Origin of the sequence: Tautonia sociabilis (genome assembly GCF_003977685.1) — a bacterium.
In the GTDB taxonomy this organism is placed as follows: Bacteria; Planctomycetota; Planctomycetia; order Isosphaerales; family Isosphaeraceae; genus Tautonia; species Tautonia sociabilis.
Window position 1 is genome coordinate 18,781 of the sequence record NZ_RYZH01000026.1, and the last position, 20,088, is coordinate 38,868.

Here is a 20,088-nt window from a genome sequence, read left to right on the forward strand (position 1 = left end):
GCCCACCATACGCGAAACCCGAGGCGGGTTGAGTCGCCTCGGGCCGGGGTGGGTCGGAACCTGTCGCAAGTAGCGGCGGAGGGACTCGAACCCCCGACACGCGGATTATGATTCCGCTGCTCTAACCGACTGAGCTACGCCGCCATGGGGGGGAGTCGTGGGACTGCCCATCCGCCTCGGTGTGTGGAATGATCTTACGGGGACCCGAACCGGATTGCAACCCGGATCGGGGGGCGTCGCGGCGTCGAGGGAGGAGGGGACGAGCCCCTTGCGGCGGGGGGACCGGTCCCGTAGAAGAGGGCGACCGGAGGAGTCGAGCCGAGCGCTCGGAGCCGACGGGGCAGGGGGTCGAGGTCCAGCTCGGCGCCTTCGGGTGCCGGGGGCGGCGATGCGCCGCCCGAGGAAGCGATATCCCACGCGCCACAACGAAGGCTGTTTCAGGCCCGCTGATCGTCCCCCGGGGACTACTCGGCCGGGCGGGCCTGGTCCAACCGCGCCGGTCGCGGTTCCGCCCGGCCGAGTAGTCCCCGGGGGACGGCGGGCCGGAGAGCCTTCGATGTCCCAGGTCCTGTGGTGGACACCCCCGCAGTCGTGCCAACGCGGCAACCCGTCCGAACGACGATCCCGGGACCCCCGCCCGGCCAACCGGCAATCGCCGGGACGCCCGGCGGGGGCCTCGGGCGGCTCCGGAACGCCTGGAGGAACCTAGTGGACAAAAATTCGGTACACCCCCTTGCGAGGCGCCCGCCAACGCGATACAAGGAAGCGGTCCTGCGGATCGACGAATGGGCAACTGACGGGAGGACAGGTCTAGCTCGGCGCCTTCGGGTGCCGGGGGCGGCGATGCGCCGCCCGAGGAAGCGATATCCCTCGCGCCACAACGAAGGCTGTTTCAGGCCCGCTGATCGCCCCGACGGGATCCCTCTTCTCGGCGGGCCTGGTTCAACCGCGCCGGTCGCGGTTCCGCCGAGAAGAGGGATCCCGTCGGGGCGGCGGGCCGGAGAGCCTTCGATGTCCCAGGTCCGGTGGTAGACCCTCTCTGATGTTGACCCTTCCGATGGCAGGACGACTCCCCGGGGACGGCGGTCCGGGCCGGGCCACCGGCCGGCCTCCCGAACCGGGGCCCGATCACCAGGGTTGTGAGGCAACCCGTCTCCCTTCCATCCCGGAAGTCCGAGCGTGAGGCCCGAGAGCAAGACACCCTCGTCGCGCTCCGCCTCCTGACCTCGACGACTCCCGGCGATTGCACCACAGCCCGACCCTTCCCGATCGCGAGCACCCGACGGGGCGACCAGCCGTGGCGATCCGACCCTCGATCGACGATGTCCGCCGCGCCTGGGAGGCGCGCGACCCGGTGCTGGTCGACCTGATCGTGACCATCGCCGCCCGGCCCGATCCCGAGCCGGAACCCCCCATCCGGGAAGGGGCACCGACCTTCGACCGGGCGATCGCCGAGATCCGGGGGCGGGAGTTCTCCCGCAAGCCGCTGGAACAGCAGCGCGTCGAGCGGATGGCGAAATTCCGGGCGCTGGAGGCTCCCGAGGCCGAGGTGCCGCTGAACGACCGGCTCCGGCTGTTCGAGGTCATCCTCGCCCTCTGGGAGGACGGCTCGCCGTTCTCGAGGTCCTGCCTGCTGGGGGTGATCGACCGCGTGGCGCTGGTGTACGGGCCGTGGCGGGCGCTGAAGCGGATCTTCAAGGAGGCCGAGCAACGCGGGGACCTGGAGGTCTTCGCCGCCCTGGCGGCCCGGCTGGATGTGGCGTACGCCTCCCGGGAGCACGGCGTCGGCCGCCGGACGATGGGCTACATGGTCCGCCGCTCCTGGCGGTACCTGAGGGAGATCGGCCGGACCCTGCCGGTGGCCTACCCCGACGCGGCCTCGGCGGTGCTGGCCCGATACCCGGAGTCGTGGCACCCAAGCTGGTGGGGATCGGGCGGAGCCTGGCTCTACAACCACATCCTCGACCACGGACTGAAGACCTACAGCCGAGGCCGGTTCTCGATCCGCTCAAGGCCCCCCGACCTGCTGACGCACCGCGCCTTCGCCGAGGCCTGGCGGCGCAGCCCCCGGCCGCTGTTCGGCCTGCTGGAGCGGGCCCGCAGCGACGCCGTCCGCCGCTTCGCGGCCGATGCCCTGACGAAGGACTTCCGGGCCTCGCTGCGCGAGGTCGAACCGGGCTGGGTCGTCCGCCTGATCGCCTCCCGGAGCGAGGCGGTGCACGACTTCGTCGTCTGGCTCCTGGCCAATGTGCCGAGGTTCGAGCAGGGACGCTTCCGAACGCTCGGCCTGCACGAGCCGGTCCTCTCCCTCTTCGACTCCCCCAGCGACGACGCCCGCTCCTACGCCGCCCAGTACGCCCGGACCCACGCCCGAGACCTCCCCGTCGACCGGCTCGTCCGGCTGGCCGACAACCCCAGCCCGGCCGTCCGAGCCCTCGCCGCCGACCTGCTCGGCGCCCGGGACCCCCGCTCGGAGGTCGGCCTCGACTCCTGGGGACGCCTGCTCGAATCCGAATACGGGCACGAGCTGGCCGCCAGGGCCATCCGGGCCCACTTCGGCCCCAAGGAACTGTCGCCCGAGTGGTTCCGCGACCGCCTCCTCTCCTCGGAGAGTGACGAGGCGTTTGAATTCGCCGCCGAGCTGCTCCCCAAGCTCCACCGGCCCGACTCCCTCGGCGCCGACTACTTCCAGGGCCTGATCGACGCCTTCGACCGCGCCGTCGAGGAGCCCGCCGGCGACGTGCTCGGATTTGCCATGGAGCACCTCGCCCGGTTCGAGCCCGACCGCCTCGACCCCGAGTTCCTCGCCCTGCTCCTGATCCGCCCCGAGACGCGCTGGGAGGCCGTCGGCTGGATCGACGAGGGGCGCCTCAAGGCCCGATCGGTGCCGCTCGACGCGCTCAAGGCCCTGGCCTTCCACCCCGACTGGGAGGCCCATCCCCTGGTCCGCCGGGCCCCCTCGATCTCGAATCGGTGGGGCCCGGCCCTCTCGTTCGACGAGTCGACCTCGGAAAGCGTCCTCGCCTGGCTGGGAGACGTCCGCCGCTTCTCCCCCGAGGAACTCGGCTTCGACTGGCTGCTCGGCCTCGTCCGACGCGCCGAGCCCCGCTACCACGACTTCGCCGTCGAGGTGATGATCAAGGGCTTCGTCCCGGCCGACTTCGCCCCCTCGCCGCAGGGCCCTCCCGCCGCCGACGCTCCGCCATCGTCGGCCCCAGAGGAGGAGGCCAGGGAGGAGGAGGCGATCGACCTTGGCGGGGCCTCCTTCCTGTTCACCGGCAAGCTGGCGACGATGCAGCGCAAGGAGGCCGAGGGGAAGGTCCGAGAGGCCAACGGGGCGGTCTCCTCCGGGGTGACGGCGAAGCTGCACTACCTGGTGATCGGAGACGAGGGCTCTCCGCTCTACGGCCACGGCAAGAAGGGCTCGAAACAGCTCAAGGCCGAGGAGCTCAACAGCCAGGGGGCGAACATCCGGATCATCTCCGAGACCGCCTTCCTCCAGATGCTCTCCGGCCGATCGCGGGAGGTTTCCGCCGACGCCACCCTCGCCGGCTGCGATCGGCTCTGGGAGCTGGCCGTTGGCGGCGGTCGGGAGGACGCCCGGCTCGGCCAGTTCGCCCGGAAGTACATCCGGCGCCACCATCCGCAGATGGCCCTCGACGAGACCGACCGGCCCGTCGACCCCGGCGCCGAGATCCCCGAGGCGTTCCTGACGATCGACCGCGTCCGCCCGCTGTTCTCCGACTCTCGGGAGCCGATCCGGGCCTTCGCCCTCGCCCTGGCATGCTACGAGTTCGCCCGCTGGTCCCCCCCCGGCGAGGACCTCGTCCGCCTGGCCGAGTCTCCCCATGCGGAGGTCCGCCGCTTCGTCGCCGAGGCGCTGCTGGCCGACGACTCCCCCGAGCACCGCCGCTACCGGATCGACCCCGACACGCTCAGCCCGGCCGCCGTGTACCGCTTCTGCGAATCGGCCGACGAGACGACCCGGGCCCTCGGCCTGAAGCTGATCGACCGCTCCCCCCGGCTCCGCCTGCCGGAGGAGCTGTACCGCCTGACCGAGAGTCCCGACCGGGCCGTCCGCGCCTTCGTTGTCCGGGCGCTCTGGTCGCTGTACCGGGACCGCCGCGTCACCGAGGGGTGGACGCCCCACGTCTCCCCCCGGCCGATGATCGGCCCGACCGCGACGAAGAAGGCGGCCGCCGCGGCCTCCTCCCGGGGCACTGGCCCCCCCGCGACCCCGGAGCGGCCCCCCGCTCCCGCACCGATCCTCGGCGAGTTGCTCCGCCGGATGCTCTTCGAGCTCCCCCCCGGCCGGCCGGGGAGGAAACCGGCCTCGGGCCCCTCCGGGAAGGACGGCCAGGGGCCGGGAGACGGGTTCGATCGCCTGAAACCGCTGCCGAACCGCCTGGCGAAGCTCGCGGTCGTGGAGACGCTACGCGACCTGGCGATCGAGGACGAGGCCTTCGCCCGGGCCGCCCTGCCGCCGCTGGTCGAGTTCCTGGGCTCCCGGGGCAAGAGCGAGCACGCCGCCTGCCTCGTCGCCGTCACCCGGATCCGGCACGCGCATCCGGAGCTCGCGGCGGCGGCGGCCGGGCCGGCCCTCACCGACGGGAAGGGGGCCGCGTCGTGAGCGTTTCCGAGAAGTACCTGGGCTATCGCGGCGAGATCCGGGCGATCGCCGGGTCCAGACCGATCCTGGTCTTCGTCACCGAGCACCCCGAGGGCCGGCCGACGGCACTCTACCGCCTCGACTGCCGATCGTTCGAGCTGGCCTCGGACCCGCTCCCCCACGGCGGCCGGTCCCTCTGCGTGGCGGATGACCGGGTCTGGATCGGAGGGACCGACGGGACGCTCTCCCTCGGATCGATCAGCGGAGGCCCGCCGTCCCAGGCCTTGACCATCGAGGGGGGCGCACCGATCCCGGCCCTCGCCTCGCTGGCCGACGGCCGGCTGGCGATCGCCTCCGGCCCGAGGGTAATCGTCGCGGCGATCAGCAAGGGAAAGGCGGCCCCCCTCCAGGAGCTGGAACTGCCGAGCGAGGCGACCTGCCTTGCCTCGGATCCGACCGGCCGATGGCTCGTCGCCGGCTCGGCCAAGGGGGACGTCTCCGTCTTCTCGGCCGAGGGGCGCGACGACTTCATCCTCAGCGAGTCGTCCCGGCTGCACGAGGGGGCCGTCACCGTCCTGGCCTTCGAGCCCGACGACCTCCGGTTCCTCTCCGCCGGGGCCGACCGCTCGCTCCGCTCCACCCTCGCCCGGGGCTCGCTCGAGCCGGAGGACCGGGCGAAACGCTTCGGCCACGACGACGTCATCACCGCGATCTCCTGGGCGCCGGGGGACCGATTCCTCACCGGGTCGCTCGACTCGACCATCAAGACCTGGCCCCGCACCGGAGGGGCCCGCCCGGCGACCCTCAAGGACGGCATCGCCCGGGTGCGCGGGCTGGCCGTCGTCACCGTCCACGACCGCCCCCGGCTGGTCGTCTGCTGCGAGGACAACACGCTCCGGCTCGTCGTGCTCGACGCCGCCGGCAAGTTCGGCGACGTCTCGCACCGGCTGTACGACGCCCTCTCCCGAGCCCGGCACGACCTGGCCGAGGGGGACCCCAGGCGCCGGGAGGCCGCCCTGGCCGACCTCGCCTCGGCCGGCGACGCCTCGGCGATCGACCTGCTCGCCCAGCACTCCCGGGCCGACGGCGACCCCGGCCTTCGGCTCGACGCCGCCCGGAAGGTCGGCGAGGCCGACCACCCCCGCGCCGTCCCGCTGCTCGAAGGGCTGCTCGACCACCCCGACGAGGCCGTCCGCGCCCTCGCCTTCGATCGGCTCCGCCACCGGGCCGGGCCGGACGACCTCCGGCCGATCGACCTGGCCCTGAAGGCCGGCGCTCCCGAGATCGGGCGTCTCGCCGTCGAAGCCCTCGGCCCGATCGCCCGGAAGGACGACCAGGCCTATGACCGCCTGCTCGCCGCGCTCGACGCCCGGGAGTGGGAGGTCCGCCGCTCCGCCGCCGAGGTCCTGGAATCGACCGGCACCCCCGACTCCCCCGAGGCCACCCTCACCGCCCTGGGGGCCAAACACGCCGACCTCCGCCGCTGGGGCTTGCTCCGGCTCTGGCACCGCGACCTGCTCGGCCGGCCGACCGTCGCCACCGCCCTCCGGCGCCGGCTCGACGACAAGGACGCCGAGGTCCGCCGCGTCGCCTTCCTGCTGATGCTCCACACCCGGCCCCGGCTGCGCTCGACGCTCCGAGCCAAGGACCCGGACCTCGACCGCCAGTTCGCCGACCTCGACGCCGATCCCTCGGGGCAGGGGGGGGCGGCCGGCCCCCCCGACTCGAAGAAGGCCGAGACGGGCGGGGCGAAGCCCAGGGCGAAGCCAAAGCCCTCGAAGAAGGGGGGGAAGGCGAAGGCCGAGGCCGAGGCGCCCGACGCTCCCGGAGCGGGGCTCGACCCCGACGACCTTTCCCCGCTGCTGGCGGCCTCCTCGAGCCGGTCGCTCGACACCTCGCTCCGGGGCGCCCGGGGCCTCGCGATGCTGGGAGACCCCCGGGCCTTCGGGCTGCTCCTGCAACTGAGCCGGGAGGCGGAGCCCTCGGCCCGGGTCGAGGTCTGCCGGGCCCTGGCCGAGCTTCGGGACCCGGCCGCCGTCGACCGCCTCCGATCGCTCCTGTTCGACCCGGCCCCCGAGGTCCGAGACGCCGCCTTCACCGCCCTGGCCGCGATCAACGCCGACGCTCCCCTCCAGGCCGCCGCCGCCGGCCTCGACGCCGATCAGGACGACGTCCGCCGCCGGGGGCTGCAACTGCTGCTGGCCGAGGCGAAGAAGGCCCCCCCCGAGTCGGCCGACGACCCGATCGGCCGGCTGCTCGTCCGGGCCCTGAACGACGGCTCCGCCGCCATCCGGGCCGAGGCGTTCAAAGCCGCGCTGAACCTCCCCGCCGCCGGGGGACGGGCCGGCGCCCTCCGCTTCGCCCGCCGCAGCATCCACGCCGACGTCCGCCGAGAGGTCCTCACCGAGGTCCTCGGCCAGGCCGCCGAGCCCTGGGCCTGGGACCTTCTGCTCGAGGCCTTCGACGACCCCGACCCCGCGCTCCGGCTCGACGCCTTCACCGCCGCCGAGAAGAAGACCCGGGGCCTGGAAGTCCTCGACGCCGCCCTCGGCTGCCGCCACGCCGACCTTCGCGCGAAGGCCGTCGCCGGGCTGGTGAAGAAGCACTCCGCTTCGGCGCAGAAGCTGTTGCTCCGGGCGATCGACGACGAGGACCGAGACGTCCGCCGGCTCGCCATCGACGCCCTCGTCACCGACGACGCCCGGGACGCCCTCGCCCTCGCCCTGAGCGGCCCCCACGCCGACGTCCGGGTCCGGGCCGCCTCCGCCCTGGCCCGCCTGGGAGACCGAGCCGCGCTCGGGCCGCTCGTCGCCCTCGCCGCCTCCCCCGAGCCCCCCGAGGCCGAGCGCCGGGCCGACTGGCTGGCACTGGCCGCCGCCGCGCTCGACGGCCTCGCCGAGCTGGGCGACCCCGAGGCCGTCGTCCCGGCCTTGCCGCTGCTCGACTCCCCCCACGCCCCCCTCCGCCAGGGGGCCTCGGCCGTCCTCTGCTGGTGCTCGACGCCCGAGGAGGACGGCCCGCTCCGCCAGGCCCTCTCCCACGCCGACCCCTCCGTCACGTACCGAGCCGCGATGGGCCTCGCCCTCCGGGGAGACGCCTCCATCGCCCCGCTGCTCGACTCCCCCGAGGGGGCCAAGCTCCTCTCTCGAGCCGACCGCCTCGCCGTCGCCGCCGCGCTGGGGGACCTCGGCGACCCCCGGCTCGTCGTCTCGCTCGACGACGACGACGAGACGACCCGGGCCCTCGCCCTGCTCCTGCTCGTCTTCCGGGAGCTGAAGACCCCCCGGGGAGACGCCTCCCGGCTGGTCGCCGCCCTGTCGAGCCGGGCCCCCCGCGTCCGCCTCCTCGCGGCCGACACGCTGCGGTCGGCCCTCGACCCGACCGCGCTGCTCGACGCGGCCACCCGCCTGGTGAACGACCGCGGCGACCAGCCCTCGTGGAGCGTCCCGGGGCCGACCGTCGACGCGATGGCCGCCCTGCTCACGCTCTCCCCGCCGCTGGTCCGCGCCCGGGCCGCCGCCCTCCTCTTGCCGACGATCAGCCCCGAGCACACCGAGTCGGCCGCGCTCGAGCTGGCCCTCGCCCGCCTGTCTCGGCGCTTCCCCCAAGCGACCGAGGCCCCAAGAGCCCCCGCCTCGACCGCCGCGCCCATCCCGGCCAAGGAGCTGGAGGGGAGGGCCTTCGGCGCCTACGTCGGCCTCGTCCGGGAACAGGGGGAGCGGGCCGGTTCAAAGGCCAAGAAGAAGCGGAAGACGCCGTCCCCGGCGGTCAAGCTCGTCTCCCCGGAGGCCTCGGCCCGCGTCCGACGCTCGGCGGCCGACCGCCTCCGGGCCCTCGCCGACGCCGACCCGGCGCTCTCCCCGAGCGTCATCCCGGTCCTCGTCCAGGCCCTCGGCGACCCCTCCCAGGACGTCCGCCTCGCCGCCTTCGACCACCTGCTCGCGCTGGGGCTCGAGCCGACCACCCTCGGGGCCGAGGCCCTCGGCGCCGGCCACTCCGACGTGGGCGTCCGCGGCCTGGAGCTGCTCGGCGCCTCCCCCGGAGACGCCGAGGCGGGCCGATCGGCTCTCGAACAGGTGATGATGTCCCGCAAGGACGACCTTGCCGTCGAGGCCGCCCGGCTGCTCAGCGCCCGGGTCGGGCGATTGGCCGTCTCCTCGAAGGCGCTGGAGGCCGGCTCCGACCGGCTGCGGACGATCGCCGTCTCCTGGCTGGCCGAGGAGGCCGTCGAGGGGAAGGGAGGCGAGCCGGCCCGGGCCGCCCTCCGGGGAGCCCTCGACTCCCGGTACGCCGCCGTCCGCCGCGCCGCCGCCCTCGCCCTGGCCGACAAGAAGGACGCGGCGGCCTTCGACGCCCTGGTCCGCCTGCTGGCCGAGGCGGTCGAGAAACCCGAGCAGGCCCGGATCGTCGCCGCCTTCGAGGCCCTGGGCGACCCCCGGGCCGCCGGCGCCCTGCTCGACCGCCTGGAGGAGGACCCCGCCGGCACCTCCCCGGCCGAGCTGCTCATCCCGGCCTCCTCCCGGTTCCGGCGCCCCGAGGACGCGGGCCGCCTGCTCTCCCTGATGGACCGCCAGAAGAACCGTCGGGCGCTCGCCTTCGACGCCGTGCTCACGATCAGCGGCCACGACCAGCCCATCGACGACCCCTTCGACGACCGCCCCGGCGACCGCTCCTGGATGGCGAAGCAACACCCCCGGCGAGACGCCCTGCTCGCCGAGCTGATCGACCGCTGCCTCTCCCTGGCCGAGCCCCGACTGCTCCAGCGAGCGATCGCGCCGGCCCGATGGGCGCTCGGCCCCGAGGTCGACGAACCGCTCTCCCGGGCCGCCACCCACCCCGACGAAGGCCCTCGGCACCTCGCCCTCCAGGCCATCGGCTGGCGGCTCCGTCGGCGATCCGGCCCGGCGGAGCCGCTGCTGAAAGCGATCGCACACCCCGACCCGACCTCGCAGTTCCTCGCCGCCGAGGGCCTGGCGCTGGGCAAGCGGGCCGAGGGGCTGGCCGTCCTGCGGTCGGCCGTCGACTTCCTGCAAGACCTCTCCCTCCGCCGCCGCGCCGTCGTCGCGCTCGGCGAGCTGGGCGACCCCCGCGCCTTCGACCTGCTCGTCCAGCTCGCCGGAGAGGACGGCCACGCCCTCCAGGACGTCGCCGCCGAGGCCCTCGGCCACCTCGGCCGCTCGGGCAAGGCGGACGAGGTGTTCTCGCTGCTCGACCGCCGCAGCCGGTCCCCGGGCAGCGTCTCTCCGATGGCGCTGAAGGGCCTCCGATGGCTCGGCACTCCGGAGGCCTGGGCCCGCATCCGAGCGGTGGCCGACGGCGTCGAGGACCTCGGCAACCGCCGGGTCGCCCTGGAGCTGCTCGCCTTCGACGACGAGCCAGCCACCCGGGACCTGCTGCTCCGCCACCTTCGGGAGGGGGAGTTCCCCGACTGCGGCATCGCCCTCCGCAGCGCCCGCCTCGTGTTCGGCCCCGAGTCGATCGAGCCCGACGAGGCCGCCGTCCAGAACCCAAGCGGCCTCTTCGGCCCTTCCCCCCGGCGCTGGGCCGCGATCCAGTCGCAGTGTGACATCCCGCTCGACTCGCCACTGGATCGCCTCAGAGCACGAGGAGAGCCCGGCCGGCTGTTCGCCCTGATTCCCCGCTGCCCCGACGAAACCGCCGACGCGATCGGCGCCATCCTGCTCGACCGCCCCGAGCCGCCGCTCGACGAGGCCCGAGCCGCCCTCGGCTCCGACCACCCGCTGGCCGTCTCCGCCGCCTCCCGACTCCTGGGAAGGGCCCGGGACGCGGCCTCGTCGGAGGCGATCGCAACGGCCCTCGGCCGCTGGCTCGACGACTGGTCCCGCCGCCGAGAGGCGATCGCCCGGGACTCCCGCGGCTGGCACCTCTTCATGACCGGCAACGTCCACGCGGACGGCGTTCCCCGAGCCCTCGCCTCGCTGGCCTGGGCGGCCGGCCGGCTCGGGATCGCGGCCGAGGCGATCGGCGACCTCGTCGCCCTGGGGCTCGTCGCCCACGCGATCCCGGACGAGCAGAAGTTGCTCCGGGCCTCGGCGGAGGCGCTCCTCCTGTTCGACTCCCCCCCGGCCGCCGCCCTCGACGCCCTGGAACGCCTCTCCCGAGACGGCCCCCCCGACCTCCGAGGCCCGGCCGCCGACGCCCTGGCCCGGGTCGACGCCGAAAGGGCCTCCCGGCTCGCCCCCGAACTGCTCGGCGACCCCGTCGGCCTCGATCGCCTGGCCGACCGCGCCGGCGCCGCCCTCGACGGCCTGCTCGATGCCTCGGCCCCCCGCCTCCACGAGCAGGGGGTCGTCGTGCCGCTGCTGGTCGATCGCCAGCGCATCGACGCGCTGGCGAGGGTCGCCGACGACCGCTCCCTGCCCGACTCCCCCCGGCTCGGCGCCATCGAGGGGCTGTCCGCCCTGGCGGCCGAATCGGCCGAGGAGCACCTCCGCCGCGTCGGTCTCGACGACCGGAACGACGAGCAGCTGCGCAAGGCCGCCTGGCGCGCCCTCCGCCGATCGAAACGAGCCCGAGGCCGCCCGCACTCCCGACGACGCCCCGAGGTGACGCCATGAGCGACGCCGCCGCCGCCGACCGCCCCGACGCCGAGCCGGCCGAGGCCGTCGAGACGCCAGGCCATACCGATGTCGACCTGGCCTACGCCGGCCCCAGCACGCTCGTCTCCGAAGGGGACTCGGCCACGCTCTCGCTGGTCGCCAACCGGCACCGCCCCGCCGTCCGGTTCGAGGCGGCCCTGCGCGACCCGCTCCCCTTCCGAGAGGCGATGGCCGCCCTCCACGCCGTCGTCGGCAGCGACTACCGCTACGTCCCCAAGGACCGCACCGCCTACCTCGCCGACCGCCGCATGAAGGCCGAATCCGCCCATCTCGGCCTCTGGGAGGCGCAACGCGCCTACTTCTCCTGGCTGATGCGGAACGACCCGACGGCGTACCTCATCCTCGACCCCGTCGTCACCGCCCACCCCGACCAGGTCTTCTTCGAGGTCTTCAGCAAGGACGAGGGGACCTACGCCAAGCTCGGCGTCGACCTCGACGCCTTCGAGCCCGACCCGGCCGTCTCGACAACCTGGGGCACCACGAACATCGACTTCAGCGAGGCGCTGCACCTCGGCATCGAGCAGATGAGGAGCTACCGGACGACCCGCCTGAGCCTCGGCCTCGAGGGCGTCTCCGTCGCCACCGAGGGGGCCGGCGCCGTCCTGGAGAAGACCGTCCGCGTGCCGGACTCGTGGCTCCGGGGCTTCCTCCAGGTCCAGTCGGCCGCGGCCCTGCCCCGAACGTCGTTCTCCCTCAACCCGATCGACCTGTACAACGCCCTGCGGCAGCTCCGGATGCACGCCGACCAGAAGGGCCGGCGCCGGGGCATCCGCCTCGAGCTCGTCCCCGGCGAGCCCCCCCGGCTGGTGCTGGAGCCCTGGGAGACGGTCATCCGGTCCAGCGCGGCCCCGTTCTCCGGCCCGTCGGCCCGGGTGTTTCGGGTCTGGGGGCGCCGCCGGCTGTTCCTCCTGCGGCGGTTCCTACCGCTGGCCAGAGAGGTGGACGTCCACCTGCTCGGCAGCGGCCTGCCCAGCTTCTGGGTCCTCCGAGCCGGGCCAATCACCCTCACCCTCGGCCTGACCGGCTTCACCGCCGCCAACTGGTCGCAGGCGATCAGCTTCGACCTCCTGCTGCCCCGCAAGACGCAAGAGTCGAGCAAGGAGCTCGATGCCGTGCTCGCCCACCTCTCCTCGCACTGGAAGGCCGGCGCCGGCGAGCTGCTCAAGGCGACCAAGCTGACGTGGGAGCCGCTGATCGAGGCCCTCCAGCTCGGCTGCCAGCAAGGGCGGATCATGTACGACCTCGCCGCCGACGTCTACCGCCTCCGCCCGCTGACCGACGCTCCGATCGACCTGGCTCGCCTGGAATACCGGAACCAGCGCGAGCGCATCGCCCACGACCTCGTCGCCCGCCGGGGGGCCGTGACGATCGTCTCCGAAAACCGGATCGCCACCGCCGGGCTGGAGCTGACCGGCCGCGTCGAGGTGGCCGAGGACCGCCGCGAGTACCGCCCGGTGATGCTCCTCTCCGAAGAGGGGCAGGTCTCCAAGGCCGAATGCACCTGCCCCCTCTTCCGCCGCCAGGGCCTCAAGGACGGTCCCTGCGCCCACCTCATCGCCCTGCGGATGGCCCTCGCCGAGCGGGAGACGCTCCGCCGCCGGGGCCTCTCCCCCACCGAGGCCCTCACCGCCGAAACCCGAGTCTTCAGCCGGCGGGACGACCGCGGCGAAGACGTCTCTCAGCTCTCGCTCGACCGCCAGCGCCTGACGATCCACTGGGGCCGAGCCGGCTCCCCGATGCGTCGCCAACGGCTCGCCTTCGACTCGGTCGAAGACGCCCGCACCGCCTACCTCTCCCGGGTCGATCGGTTGACTGGCCTGGGCTTCCTCGACGCCTCCTCCAGCTAGCCCGACGAAACCAGAACAGACCCCGGACCCATGCCCCCGATCCACCGGCCCGTGATGCTCGACGAGGTGCTCCGCTGGCTCTCCCCCGGGCCCGGCGGCGTGTTCGTCGACGCCACCGCCGGGGCCGGCGGCCACTCGGCGGCCATCGCCGATCGGGTCGGCCCCTCGGGCCGAGTGATCGCCCTCGACCGCGACCCGATGATGCTCGACCTGGCCCGAGATCGCACCCGGGACCGGCCCGTCACCCTCATCCACTCGGCCTCCGACCGGATCGCCCCGGTGCTCGACACCCTGGGGATCGCCGAGGTCGACGGCATCCTCGCCGACCTCGGCTTCGCCTCCGACCAGATGGACACCGCCTCCCGAGGCTTCAGCTTCCAACGCGAGGGGCCGCTCGACATGCGGTTCGACCCCTCCCAGCCGACCACCGCCGCCACCATCGTCAACACCTGGCCCCCCGAGGACCTGATCGCCGCCTTCCGAGCCTTCGGCGACGAACCCCGCGCCCGGGCCATCGCCGACCGGATCGTCGAACGCCGCCGCCAGGCCCCGATCGAGACGACCTCCCAGCTCGCCGACCTCGTCCGGTCGGCCTACGGCCACCGCCGAGAGCGAACCGACCCGGCCACCCGAGTCTTCCAGGCGCTTCGGATCGCCGTCAACGACGAGCTGGCCACGCTCGACCGCTTCCTCGACTCCGCCCCCGACCGCCTCCGGCCCGGCGGCCGCCTCGTCGTGCTCACCTTCCACTCGCTGGAGGACGAGCGCGTCAAGGCCGCCTTCCGCGACGACGACCGCCTCCGCCCGCTCACGAAGAAGCCCGAGATCGCCGGCGACCGAGAGCTGAGGCAGAACCCCCGGGCGCGCAGCGCCAAGCTCCGGGCCGCCGAACGCATCTGACCGGACCCCAACGCCGTCCGGACCGATCCCCCCCAGACGAGGCCAGCATGTCCCGCACCACCGACCTGCTCTCCCTCTGGCGGGCCATCGAGCGGGCCGGCGGCATCGGCCCCTACGTCGACGCCCAGCTCGCCCAGCGCGGCGTTCTCATCCCTCGCCGAAACAGCGATGCCCTGTCCGACCGCGAGCAAGAGGCCGACAAGAAGTCCCTCAAGGAAGAGGCCGCCCGCCGCAAGGAGATCCGCCGAGAAGCCTGGCTCGCCTTCCGCTCCCGGCACGTCGTCCTCCTCGGCGAGGGGATCTCCGAGAACGATCCGGCGTGGCCAACTCCACGAACACACGCATGCGTAAGATGTGGAAAAATCTCCGAAATCCGCGAGGATCGTCCCGAGGGCTTGCGTCCGCTGCGGCTCCGATGTAGACCAGAAGACGGGCGGCCTTCCATCCGCCGGATCGACCAATCCTTCTGGTCGTCACATTTGGGAAGCCCTCTCCTCTCCTCGCCTTCCCGGCCAACGTGGGCCCGCCCGCGCTCGGAGTCGAACGCGATGGAAGTCAGGCTCGTCCAGCTCGGCGCGTACGGCAACCAGCACCACCGCATGACCGGCAAGGAATGCGTCATCGGGCGAGAGCCGTCGTGCGACCTCCGGCCCGACCACGGCCGGGTGAGCAAGCGGCACTGTCGGCTCTACTGGAGAGCCGACCGGCTGATGGTCGAGGACATCAACTCCGCCGACGGCACCAGCGTCAACGGCCAGCGCATCGAGGCCCCCGTCGAGTTGACCGACGGCGACGAACTGGCGGTCGGCCCGGTGCACTACCTGGTGCTGGTGGGCGACCCGGCCGAACTCGATCGCCGGTCCCCCTCCTGGATCGCCGAGACGATCAAGGCCCGCCACGGCGGCGTCGTCTCCGCCGGCGTCACCGACTCCAACGTTATCGTCTCCCCGGCCATGCAGACCGCCCAGAAGATCCTCGACCGCCTGCACGGCGAGGAGGACGTCTTCGAGGAGGTCGGCCACGCACCGAAGCCGACCCCCTCCCGGCACGGCCTGGAGGTGCAGGATCAGCACGGCATCGCCCTGGCCCGCATCCTCGACCGCGACCTGATCGACGAGGATGACATCCGCCGCGTCGCCCACCAACTGGAGGAGCTGATCGCCGCGGGCAAGGTCCGCATCGCGCTGGATTTCCGCAACGTCGAGCACTGCTCCAGCCAGGCCCTCAGCGCCGTGCTCAGCGTCTACGAGCATTGCCGAAAGGGGGGAGGCGCCCTGAAGATCTGCACCGTCCAGCCGGCGGTCGCGCAACTGTTCTTCATGACCGATCTCTACAAGCATATCGAGATGTTCCCCGACGCCGAGCCGGCGCTGGAGAGCGTCTGGCCCCGCCCCTCCCGGCCGGAGGAGCCCGAGGAGGGGACCGGGCCGACCGCCTCTTGGGCAACGGCAACAGCAACGGCAACGGCGGCCCCGGCCCCGGCCGCCGCTCCGGGTTCCCCCACCGTCCGGCTGATCGTCGAGGCGGGCCGAGCCAAGGGGAGAGCCATCGAGATCAAAGGCCGCCGCTTCGTCATCGGCCGCGATCCCCGCTGCCAGCTCCGCCCCAACAGCGAGACGGTCAGCCGGATCCACGCCATCATCGAGCTGCGCGACGGCAAGGTCTTCGTCCGAGACTACGGCACCAAGAACGGCACCATCCTCGCCGGCCGCACCCTCCGCGGCGAGGAGGCCGAGGCCCGAGACGGCGACCCGATGCAGGTCGGCGTCCTCCAGTTCTCGCTCCAGATCCTCTCCGGCCCCGCCCCGGGCACCGCCGACGACGACGCCCTGGCCTCCTGGCTGCTTGACCAGGCCGCCTCCGCCGACCCCCACGCCGACACGGCGCTGCTGATCCGCTCCCCCTCCTCCGATCCCGGCACCGGAGCCGGAGCCGGGGCCGGGGCCGGGGCCGGGGCCGAGGCCGAGGCCGGCGGCGGGCCTCTCCCCGGAGCGGGGGACCCGTCCCTCTCCACCAACGCCCTGGCCTGCGAGATCGTCCACGGCGTCCTCGTCGCCCGCATCCGCGAGTCGTTCCTCGACGACGAGACCACCGTCGGCCCGCTCCGTTACGAGTTGCAATCCTTCTTCGACAAGCCGCTCCCCCGCCGCGTCGTGCTCAGCCTCGAACACGTCGACTACCTCTCCAGCCGAGCCGTCGGCGTCATCCTCGCCTTCTTCCAGCACCTCGACCGGGAGCACGGCGCCCTGCGCGTCTGCTGCGTCGCGCCGAAAATCCTCCCCGTGCTCGACTCGATGCGGCTGCCCAAGCTCGTCGACCTCTACGCCTCGGTCGAGGAGGCGGTCGACGACCCCTGGATCTGACCGCCCCCGGCCAGACCGACTCCCTCCCCGGCTCAGAACCCGCCGAAGGCCCCGATCACCGCCCCGATCCCCAGCAGACCCAGCACGATCCACCACCACGGCCGCCCTTCCCAGGCCCGGAGGCGGCGGCCGACGATGAAGTCGCCACAGTGGGGGCATCGCTCGGCGTCCTCGAACACCTCGGCGCCGCACGACGGGCAGGGGAGCACGCCCGACTCCTCGTCGTCGTCCTCCTCCTCGTTAGGCTCCAGGAGGTCGTCCTCCTCGTCGTCATCCCAGTCGGGCGGTTCGTCTCTCATGTCCTGAAGCCCGTCGGGGGCGGACGCCCGCTGCCGCCAAGAAGTCGGGGGCTCCGGAGCATCGCTCCTCAGGCCCCCACCAGCTCCCGGATCGGCTCGGCCTCGGCCAGCAGCGGGATCGGCCGGCCGGTCTGATCGGAGAACGTCTGGTGGTAATCGATCCCCAGGAAACGATACCAGGTGGCCAGCAGGTCCCGGGGGTGGAACGGGCGGTCAGCCGGCTCCTCGCCGCGTCGGGTGGTGGCGCCGATGGCCTGGCCCATGGGCATCCCGCCTCCGGAGAGCAGCGCCGACATCGCCCGGGACCAGTGCTCCCTCCCCGGCTGGCCCTGGTGGTTGGAGAGCTTCGGCGTGTGGCTCATCTCCCCCATGACGACGACCAGCGTGTCCCGCTCCATTCCCCGGGCGTAAACATCCTCGATCAGGGCCGAGACGGCGCGGTCGAGCACGGGCAACCGGATCTTCATTTGATCGAAGATGTTCCAGACGCTGGCGTGGTCGTCCCACGAGAACGCCTTCTGGCCCGGGACGCACGGGAAGTCGATCGTCACCAGCCGGACGCCCGCCTCCACCAGCCGCCGGGCCAGCAGGCAGCGCTGGCCGATCTCGTCCCGGCCGTAGCGGTCCCTCAGGCGGGGATCTTCCCGGGAGAGGTCGAAGGCGTCTCGAGCCGCGGTGCCGGTGAGCAACGAGAGGGCCTGACGCTGGAAGGTGTCGAGGGCGGCGACCGACTCGATCCGGTCGATCGCCCGGCGCATCTGGTCGAACCGCTCCAGCAGGCGTCCCCTCGTCGCGAGTTGGCCTCGGCGGTTCTCGTCCAGGCTCAGCGCGGGGACCTGGAACTCCGGGGCGCTCGGGTCGCCCGCCACGGCGAACGGCCCGTGCGACGCCCCGAAGTGCCCCCCTCCGGTATAGCGCAGCCGGGGCAGGGCCACCCACTGCGGCATCCCCGGCAGCCGGCTGGGCATCAGGGCATGCGCCACCTGGAAGAAGTCGGGATACTTCGGCTGGAACGGCGGCGACTCGACCAGCTCGCCGGTATACCCGGTCAGCACCGTGTGCGTGCTGTTGACGTGGCCCGGGCTCTCGTGCGTCAGCGACCGGACCAGGGCGTACTTGTCGGCGATCCGGGCCAGCCTCGGCAGGTGCTCGCTGATGAGGACGCCGGGCACGTTCGTCTCAATCGGCCGGAACTCTCCCCGGTATTCCTCCGGCGCTTCCGGCTTCAGGTCGAACGTCTCCATGTGGCTCGGGCCGCCCCAGAGCCAGACCAGGATGATCGACGGTCCCGGGCTCGGCCCCGAGGGAGCCGGGCCGTCGCCTCGGGCGGCCGCCTCCAGGCGGAGCAGGTCGGCCAGCCCCAGGCCCGAGAGCCCGGTCAGCGCGGCCCTCAGAAACGCCCGGCGCGGCAGGGTCCCTTCGCAACGGCCGGCGGGGATCGGCATCGACATCGGCGGGTTTCTCCTCCGGCAGCGTGCGGCCAGGTCGGATCGCGTCGGACGCTCGCGCGCACCCTCCGCGATCGCGCAAGCGATCGATCCGGGCCGGGTCCGGGGGAGAGGCGGCCCACCCCCGAAACTCTAGGCATCCGCCCCATGTTCAGCAAGAGTTTATCAGGCCCGATGCTCGACCGGGCCCGGCGCGACGCGCCTCAACGCGCCGCGACGCGCCTCAACGCGCCTGGGCCCTCAGCTCCTCCAGCCGACGCCGGAGCTCGGCCAGCCGGGACGACTCGGCCGGGTCGGCGGCCCGGTCGTGCTCCTCGAAGGGGTCGGCCTCCAGGTCGTAGAGCTCCTCGGTGCCGAACTCGGGCCAGTAGATGTACTTCTCCCCCTGGCGGACGACCGCCTCCGAGGCCGGGATACGGTCCGGGCTCGTCACCGTCGGATGCTCATAGTAGAACTCCTCGCGCCAGCTCGGCGGCCGGGAGTCCAGGTACAGCGGCGCCGCGTCCTTTCCCTGCATCCCCGACGGGGCCGGAACGCCCGCCGCGGCCAGCAGCGTCGGGGCGATGTCCACGTTGAGCACCATCGCGTCGTTGACGGTCCCCCGCTTCGCCTCGGGCATCCTCGGGTCGACGACGATCAGCGGCACCCGGATCGACTCCTCGTACGGGTACCACTTGTCGGCCAGGCCATGCTCGCCGAGGAAGTAGCCGTTGTCCCCCATGAAGACGATCAGGGTGTTCTCCAGCTCCCCCTGGGCCTCCAGCGCCTCCAGGATCCGGCCGATCGCGGTGTCGACCTCGGTGACGAGCCGGTAGTAGCGTTTCACGAAGTCCTGGTACTTCTCCGGCGAGTCGAACCGCCAGCGCCAGCGCACGCGCCCCTCGTTCCGCTCGGTGGCCAGGAAGGGGGGGAGCCGGTGGAAGTGCGACGCGGTGGCCGTGGCCGGCACGGGGATCGTCACCCCTTGGTAGAGCGATTCGCTCTCGGGCTGGCAGAGGTACTGCTCCGGGTTGCGGTCCTCGGCGTGAGCGGCGAAGAAGGCGACCGTCAGGCAGAAGGGGCGGTCCTTCGGCCGCTGGTCGAGGAAGCGGAGCGCGTCCCGCTCGTTGCGGTCGGTGACGTGGATCCGGGTCCCGTCGGGCAGGGTCATGAAGTGCCGGCCGTGGTAGGAGGTGCCGAAGTCGAACTCGGCGGAGGGAAAGGAGCCGTTGTGCCACTTGCCGACGTGCCCGGTCCAGTAGCCGGAGGCCCGGAGCAGCGCGGGGTAGGTCTCCGACCAGGGGGTTCGGAACATCGGCCTCGCCCGCTCTCCGCCGTGCCGGGACATCCACTGGCCGGTGAACAGGCTCGCCCGGCTGACCCAGCAGATCGAGGTCGTCACCCTCGCCTGGCGGAACCAGACGCCCCGAGCCGCCAGCTCGTCCAGAACCGGCGTCCGCACCACTCGGTTGCCGGCGTATCCCAGGGTGTCCCACCGCCAGTCGTCCGCGAAGAGGACGAGCACATTCGGCCGCCCCCTCGCCCCCTCGTCCTCCCCCGCCGTTGCCGACGGCGCCATCGCCAGCCCCATCGCCAGGGCCATCACCGGCACCAGCGCGATCGTCCTCGACCGGCTCCTCGAACCGGCCTCGGGGGCACCCGTTGCGTCGCTCATCGGCCTCGGCCTCGCGATCCCCTGGAGACGCTCCTCGACGAGAAGGACCGCCGATCGCGGTCCTCGACCAGCCTAGTCGACCTCCCCCCCCGAAACAACGCGCCCCCATCTCCGCCCTCGCTCCCCGGGGCTCCGAGGATCCGAGGCTCCTCCCCGCTCCGTCGCTCGGGCCTGGTCCTGCCGGCCCCGAGCCGAGCCTTCGCCCGACAATCCGATCAACCCCACCGACCCGACCAGCCGATCCCCAAAGCACCCCGGATTCCGGTTCGCCCCTTCACGACGACGGGGCACTATAGAGCGACTGTAGCGATCCGGGCGGGGCTGCGGCCCCGTCCCCTCGGTGCCGAG

General features: G+C 73.1%; 8 protein-coding genes and 1 tRNA gene. 5 read left to right on the forward strand and 4 right to left on the reverse strand.

Annotated elements, in window-relative coordinates:
• Positions 1 to 70: 70 nt before the first annotated feature.
• Positions 71 to 144: transfer RNA gene (locus TsocGM_RS14060), tRNA-Met, on the reverse strand.
• A gap of 1,153 nt (positions 145 to 1,297) precedes the next feature.
• Here TsocGM_RS14060 and TsocGM_RS14065 point away from each other — a divergent pair.
• Genes TsocGM_RS14065 through TsocGM_RS14085 form a run of 5 tightly spaced genes read left to right on the forward strand, consistent with a single transcriptional unit; the run spans position 1,298 to position 16,339 of the window.
• A complete protein-coding gene (locus TsocGM_RS14065; protein WP_126726106.1) occupies positions 1,298 to 4,630 on the forward strand; it encodes a BRCT domain-containing protein in 3,333 nt (1,110 codons plus the stop codon).
• Positions 4,627 to 11,187 (forward strand): HEAT repeat domain-containing protein, encoded by a 6,561-nt coding sequence (locus TsocGM_RS14070; RefSeq protein ID WP_126726107.1) that lies wholly within the window; start codon positions 4,627 to 4,629, stop codon positions 11,185 to 11,187. Before TsocGM_RS14065 ends, TsocGM_RS14070 begins: the two co-directional genes overlap by 4 nt.
• Entirely contained in the window at positions 11,184 to 13,076 is a 1,893-nt protein-coding gene (locus tag TsocGM_RS14075; RefSeq protein WP_126726108.1) for an SWIM zinc finger family protein, read from the forward strand. Before TsocGM_RS14070 ends, TsocGM_RS14075 begins: the two co-directional genes overlap by 4 nt.
• A 30-nt stretch (positions 13,077 to 13,106) precedes the next feature.
• Positions 13,107 to 13,976 carry a 16S rRNA (cytosine(1402)-N(4))-methyltransferase RsmH gene (rsmH, locus tag TsocGM_RS14080; protein ID WP_126726109.1) on the forward strand — a complete coding sequence of 290 codons (870 nt, stop codon included), beginning with the start codon at positions 13,107 to 13,109 and terminating at the stop codon, positions 13,974 to 13,976.
• Positions 13,977 to 14,023: 47 nt separating this feature from the next.
• Positions 14,024 to 16,339: an FHA domain-containing protein gene (locus TsocGM_RS14085; RefSeq protein ID WP_126726110.1), complete on the forward strand. Its 2,316-nt coding sequence runs from the start codon at positions 14,024 to 14,026 to the stop codon at positions 16,337 to 16,339.
• A gap of 32 nt (positions 16,340 to 16,371) precedes the next feature.
• On the opposite strand, the gene TsocGM_RS26060 is transcribed toward TsocGM_RS14085, so the two are convergent.
• The 3 genes from TsocGM_RS26060 to TsocGM_RS14095 all read right to left on the reverse strand — a co-directional run bounded on the left by TsocGM_RS26060 (position 16,372) and on the right by TsocGM_RS14095 (position 19,740).
• Complete coding sequence (locus tag TsocGM_RS26060; protein ID WP_158633562.1) at positions 16,372 to 16,638, reverse strand: hypothetical protein; 267 nt, start codon at positions 16,636 to 16,638, stop codon at positions 16,372 to 16,374.
• A gap of 68 nt (positions 16,639 to 16,706) precedes the next feature.
• A complete protein-coding gene (locus TsocGM_RS14090; protein ID WP_126726111.1) occupies positions 16,707 to 18,089 on the reverse strand; it encodes a DUF1501 domain-containing protein in 1,383 nt (460 codons plus the stop codon).
• Between the two features lie 220 nt (positions 18,090 to 18,309).
• Positions 18,310 to 19,740, reverse strand: coding sequence for a sulfatase family protein (locus TsocGM_RS14095; RefSeq protein WP_233578867.1), 1,431 nt, complete (start codon positions 19,738 to 19,740; stop codon positions 18,310 to 18,312).
• Between the last annotated feature and the right edge of the window lie 348 nt (positions 19,741 to 20,088).

What these genes read in the sequence shown, in the direction of transcription:
- rsmH (WP_126726109.1), top strand. Translation starts at nt 13,107, where the DNA reads ATGCCCCCGATCCACCGGCCCGTGATGCTCGACGAGGTGCTCCGCTGG.
- TsocGM_RS14095 (WP_233578867.1), bottom strand. Translation starts at nt 19,740, where the DNA reads ATGAGCGACGCAACGGGTGCCCCCGAGGCCGGTTCGAGGAGCCGGTCG.
- TsocGM_RS26060 (WP_158633562.1), bottom strand. Translation starts at nt 16,638, where the DNA reads ATGAGAGACGAACCGCCCGACTGGGATGACGACGAGGAGGACGACCTC.
- TsocGM_RS14090 (WP_126726111.1), bottom strand. Translation starts at nt 18,089, where the DNA reads ATGTCGATGCCGATCCCCGCCGGCCGTTGCGAAGGGACCCTGCCGCGC.
- TsocGM_RS14075 (WP_126726108.1), top strand. Translation starts at nt 11,184, where the DNA reads ATGAGCGACGCCGCCGCCGCCGACCGCCCCGACGCCGAGCCGGCCGAG.
- TsocGM_RS14085 (WP_126726110.1), top strand. Translation starts at nt 14,024, where the DNA reads ATGTCCCGCACCACCGACCTGCTCTCCCTCTGGCGGGCCATCGAGCGG.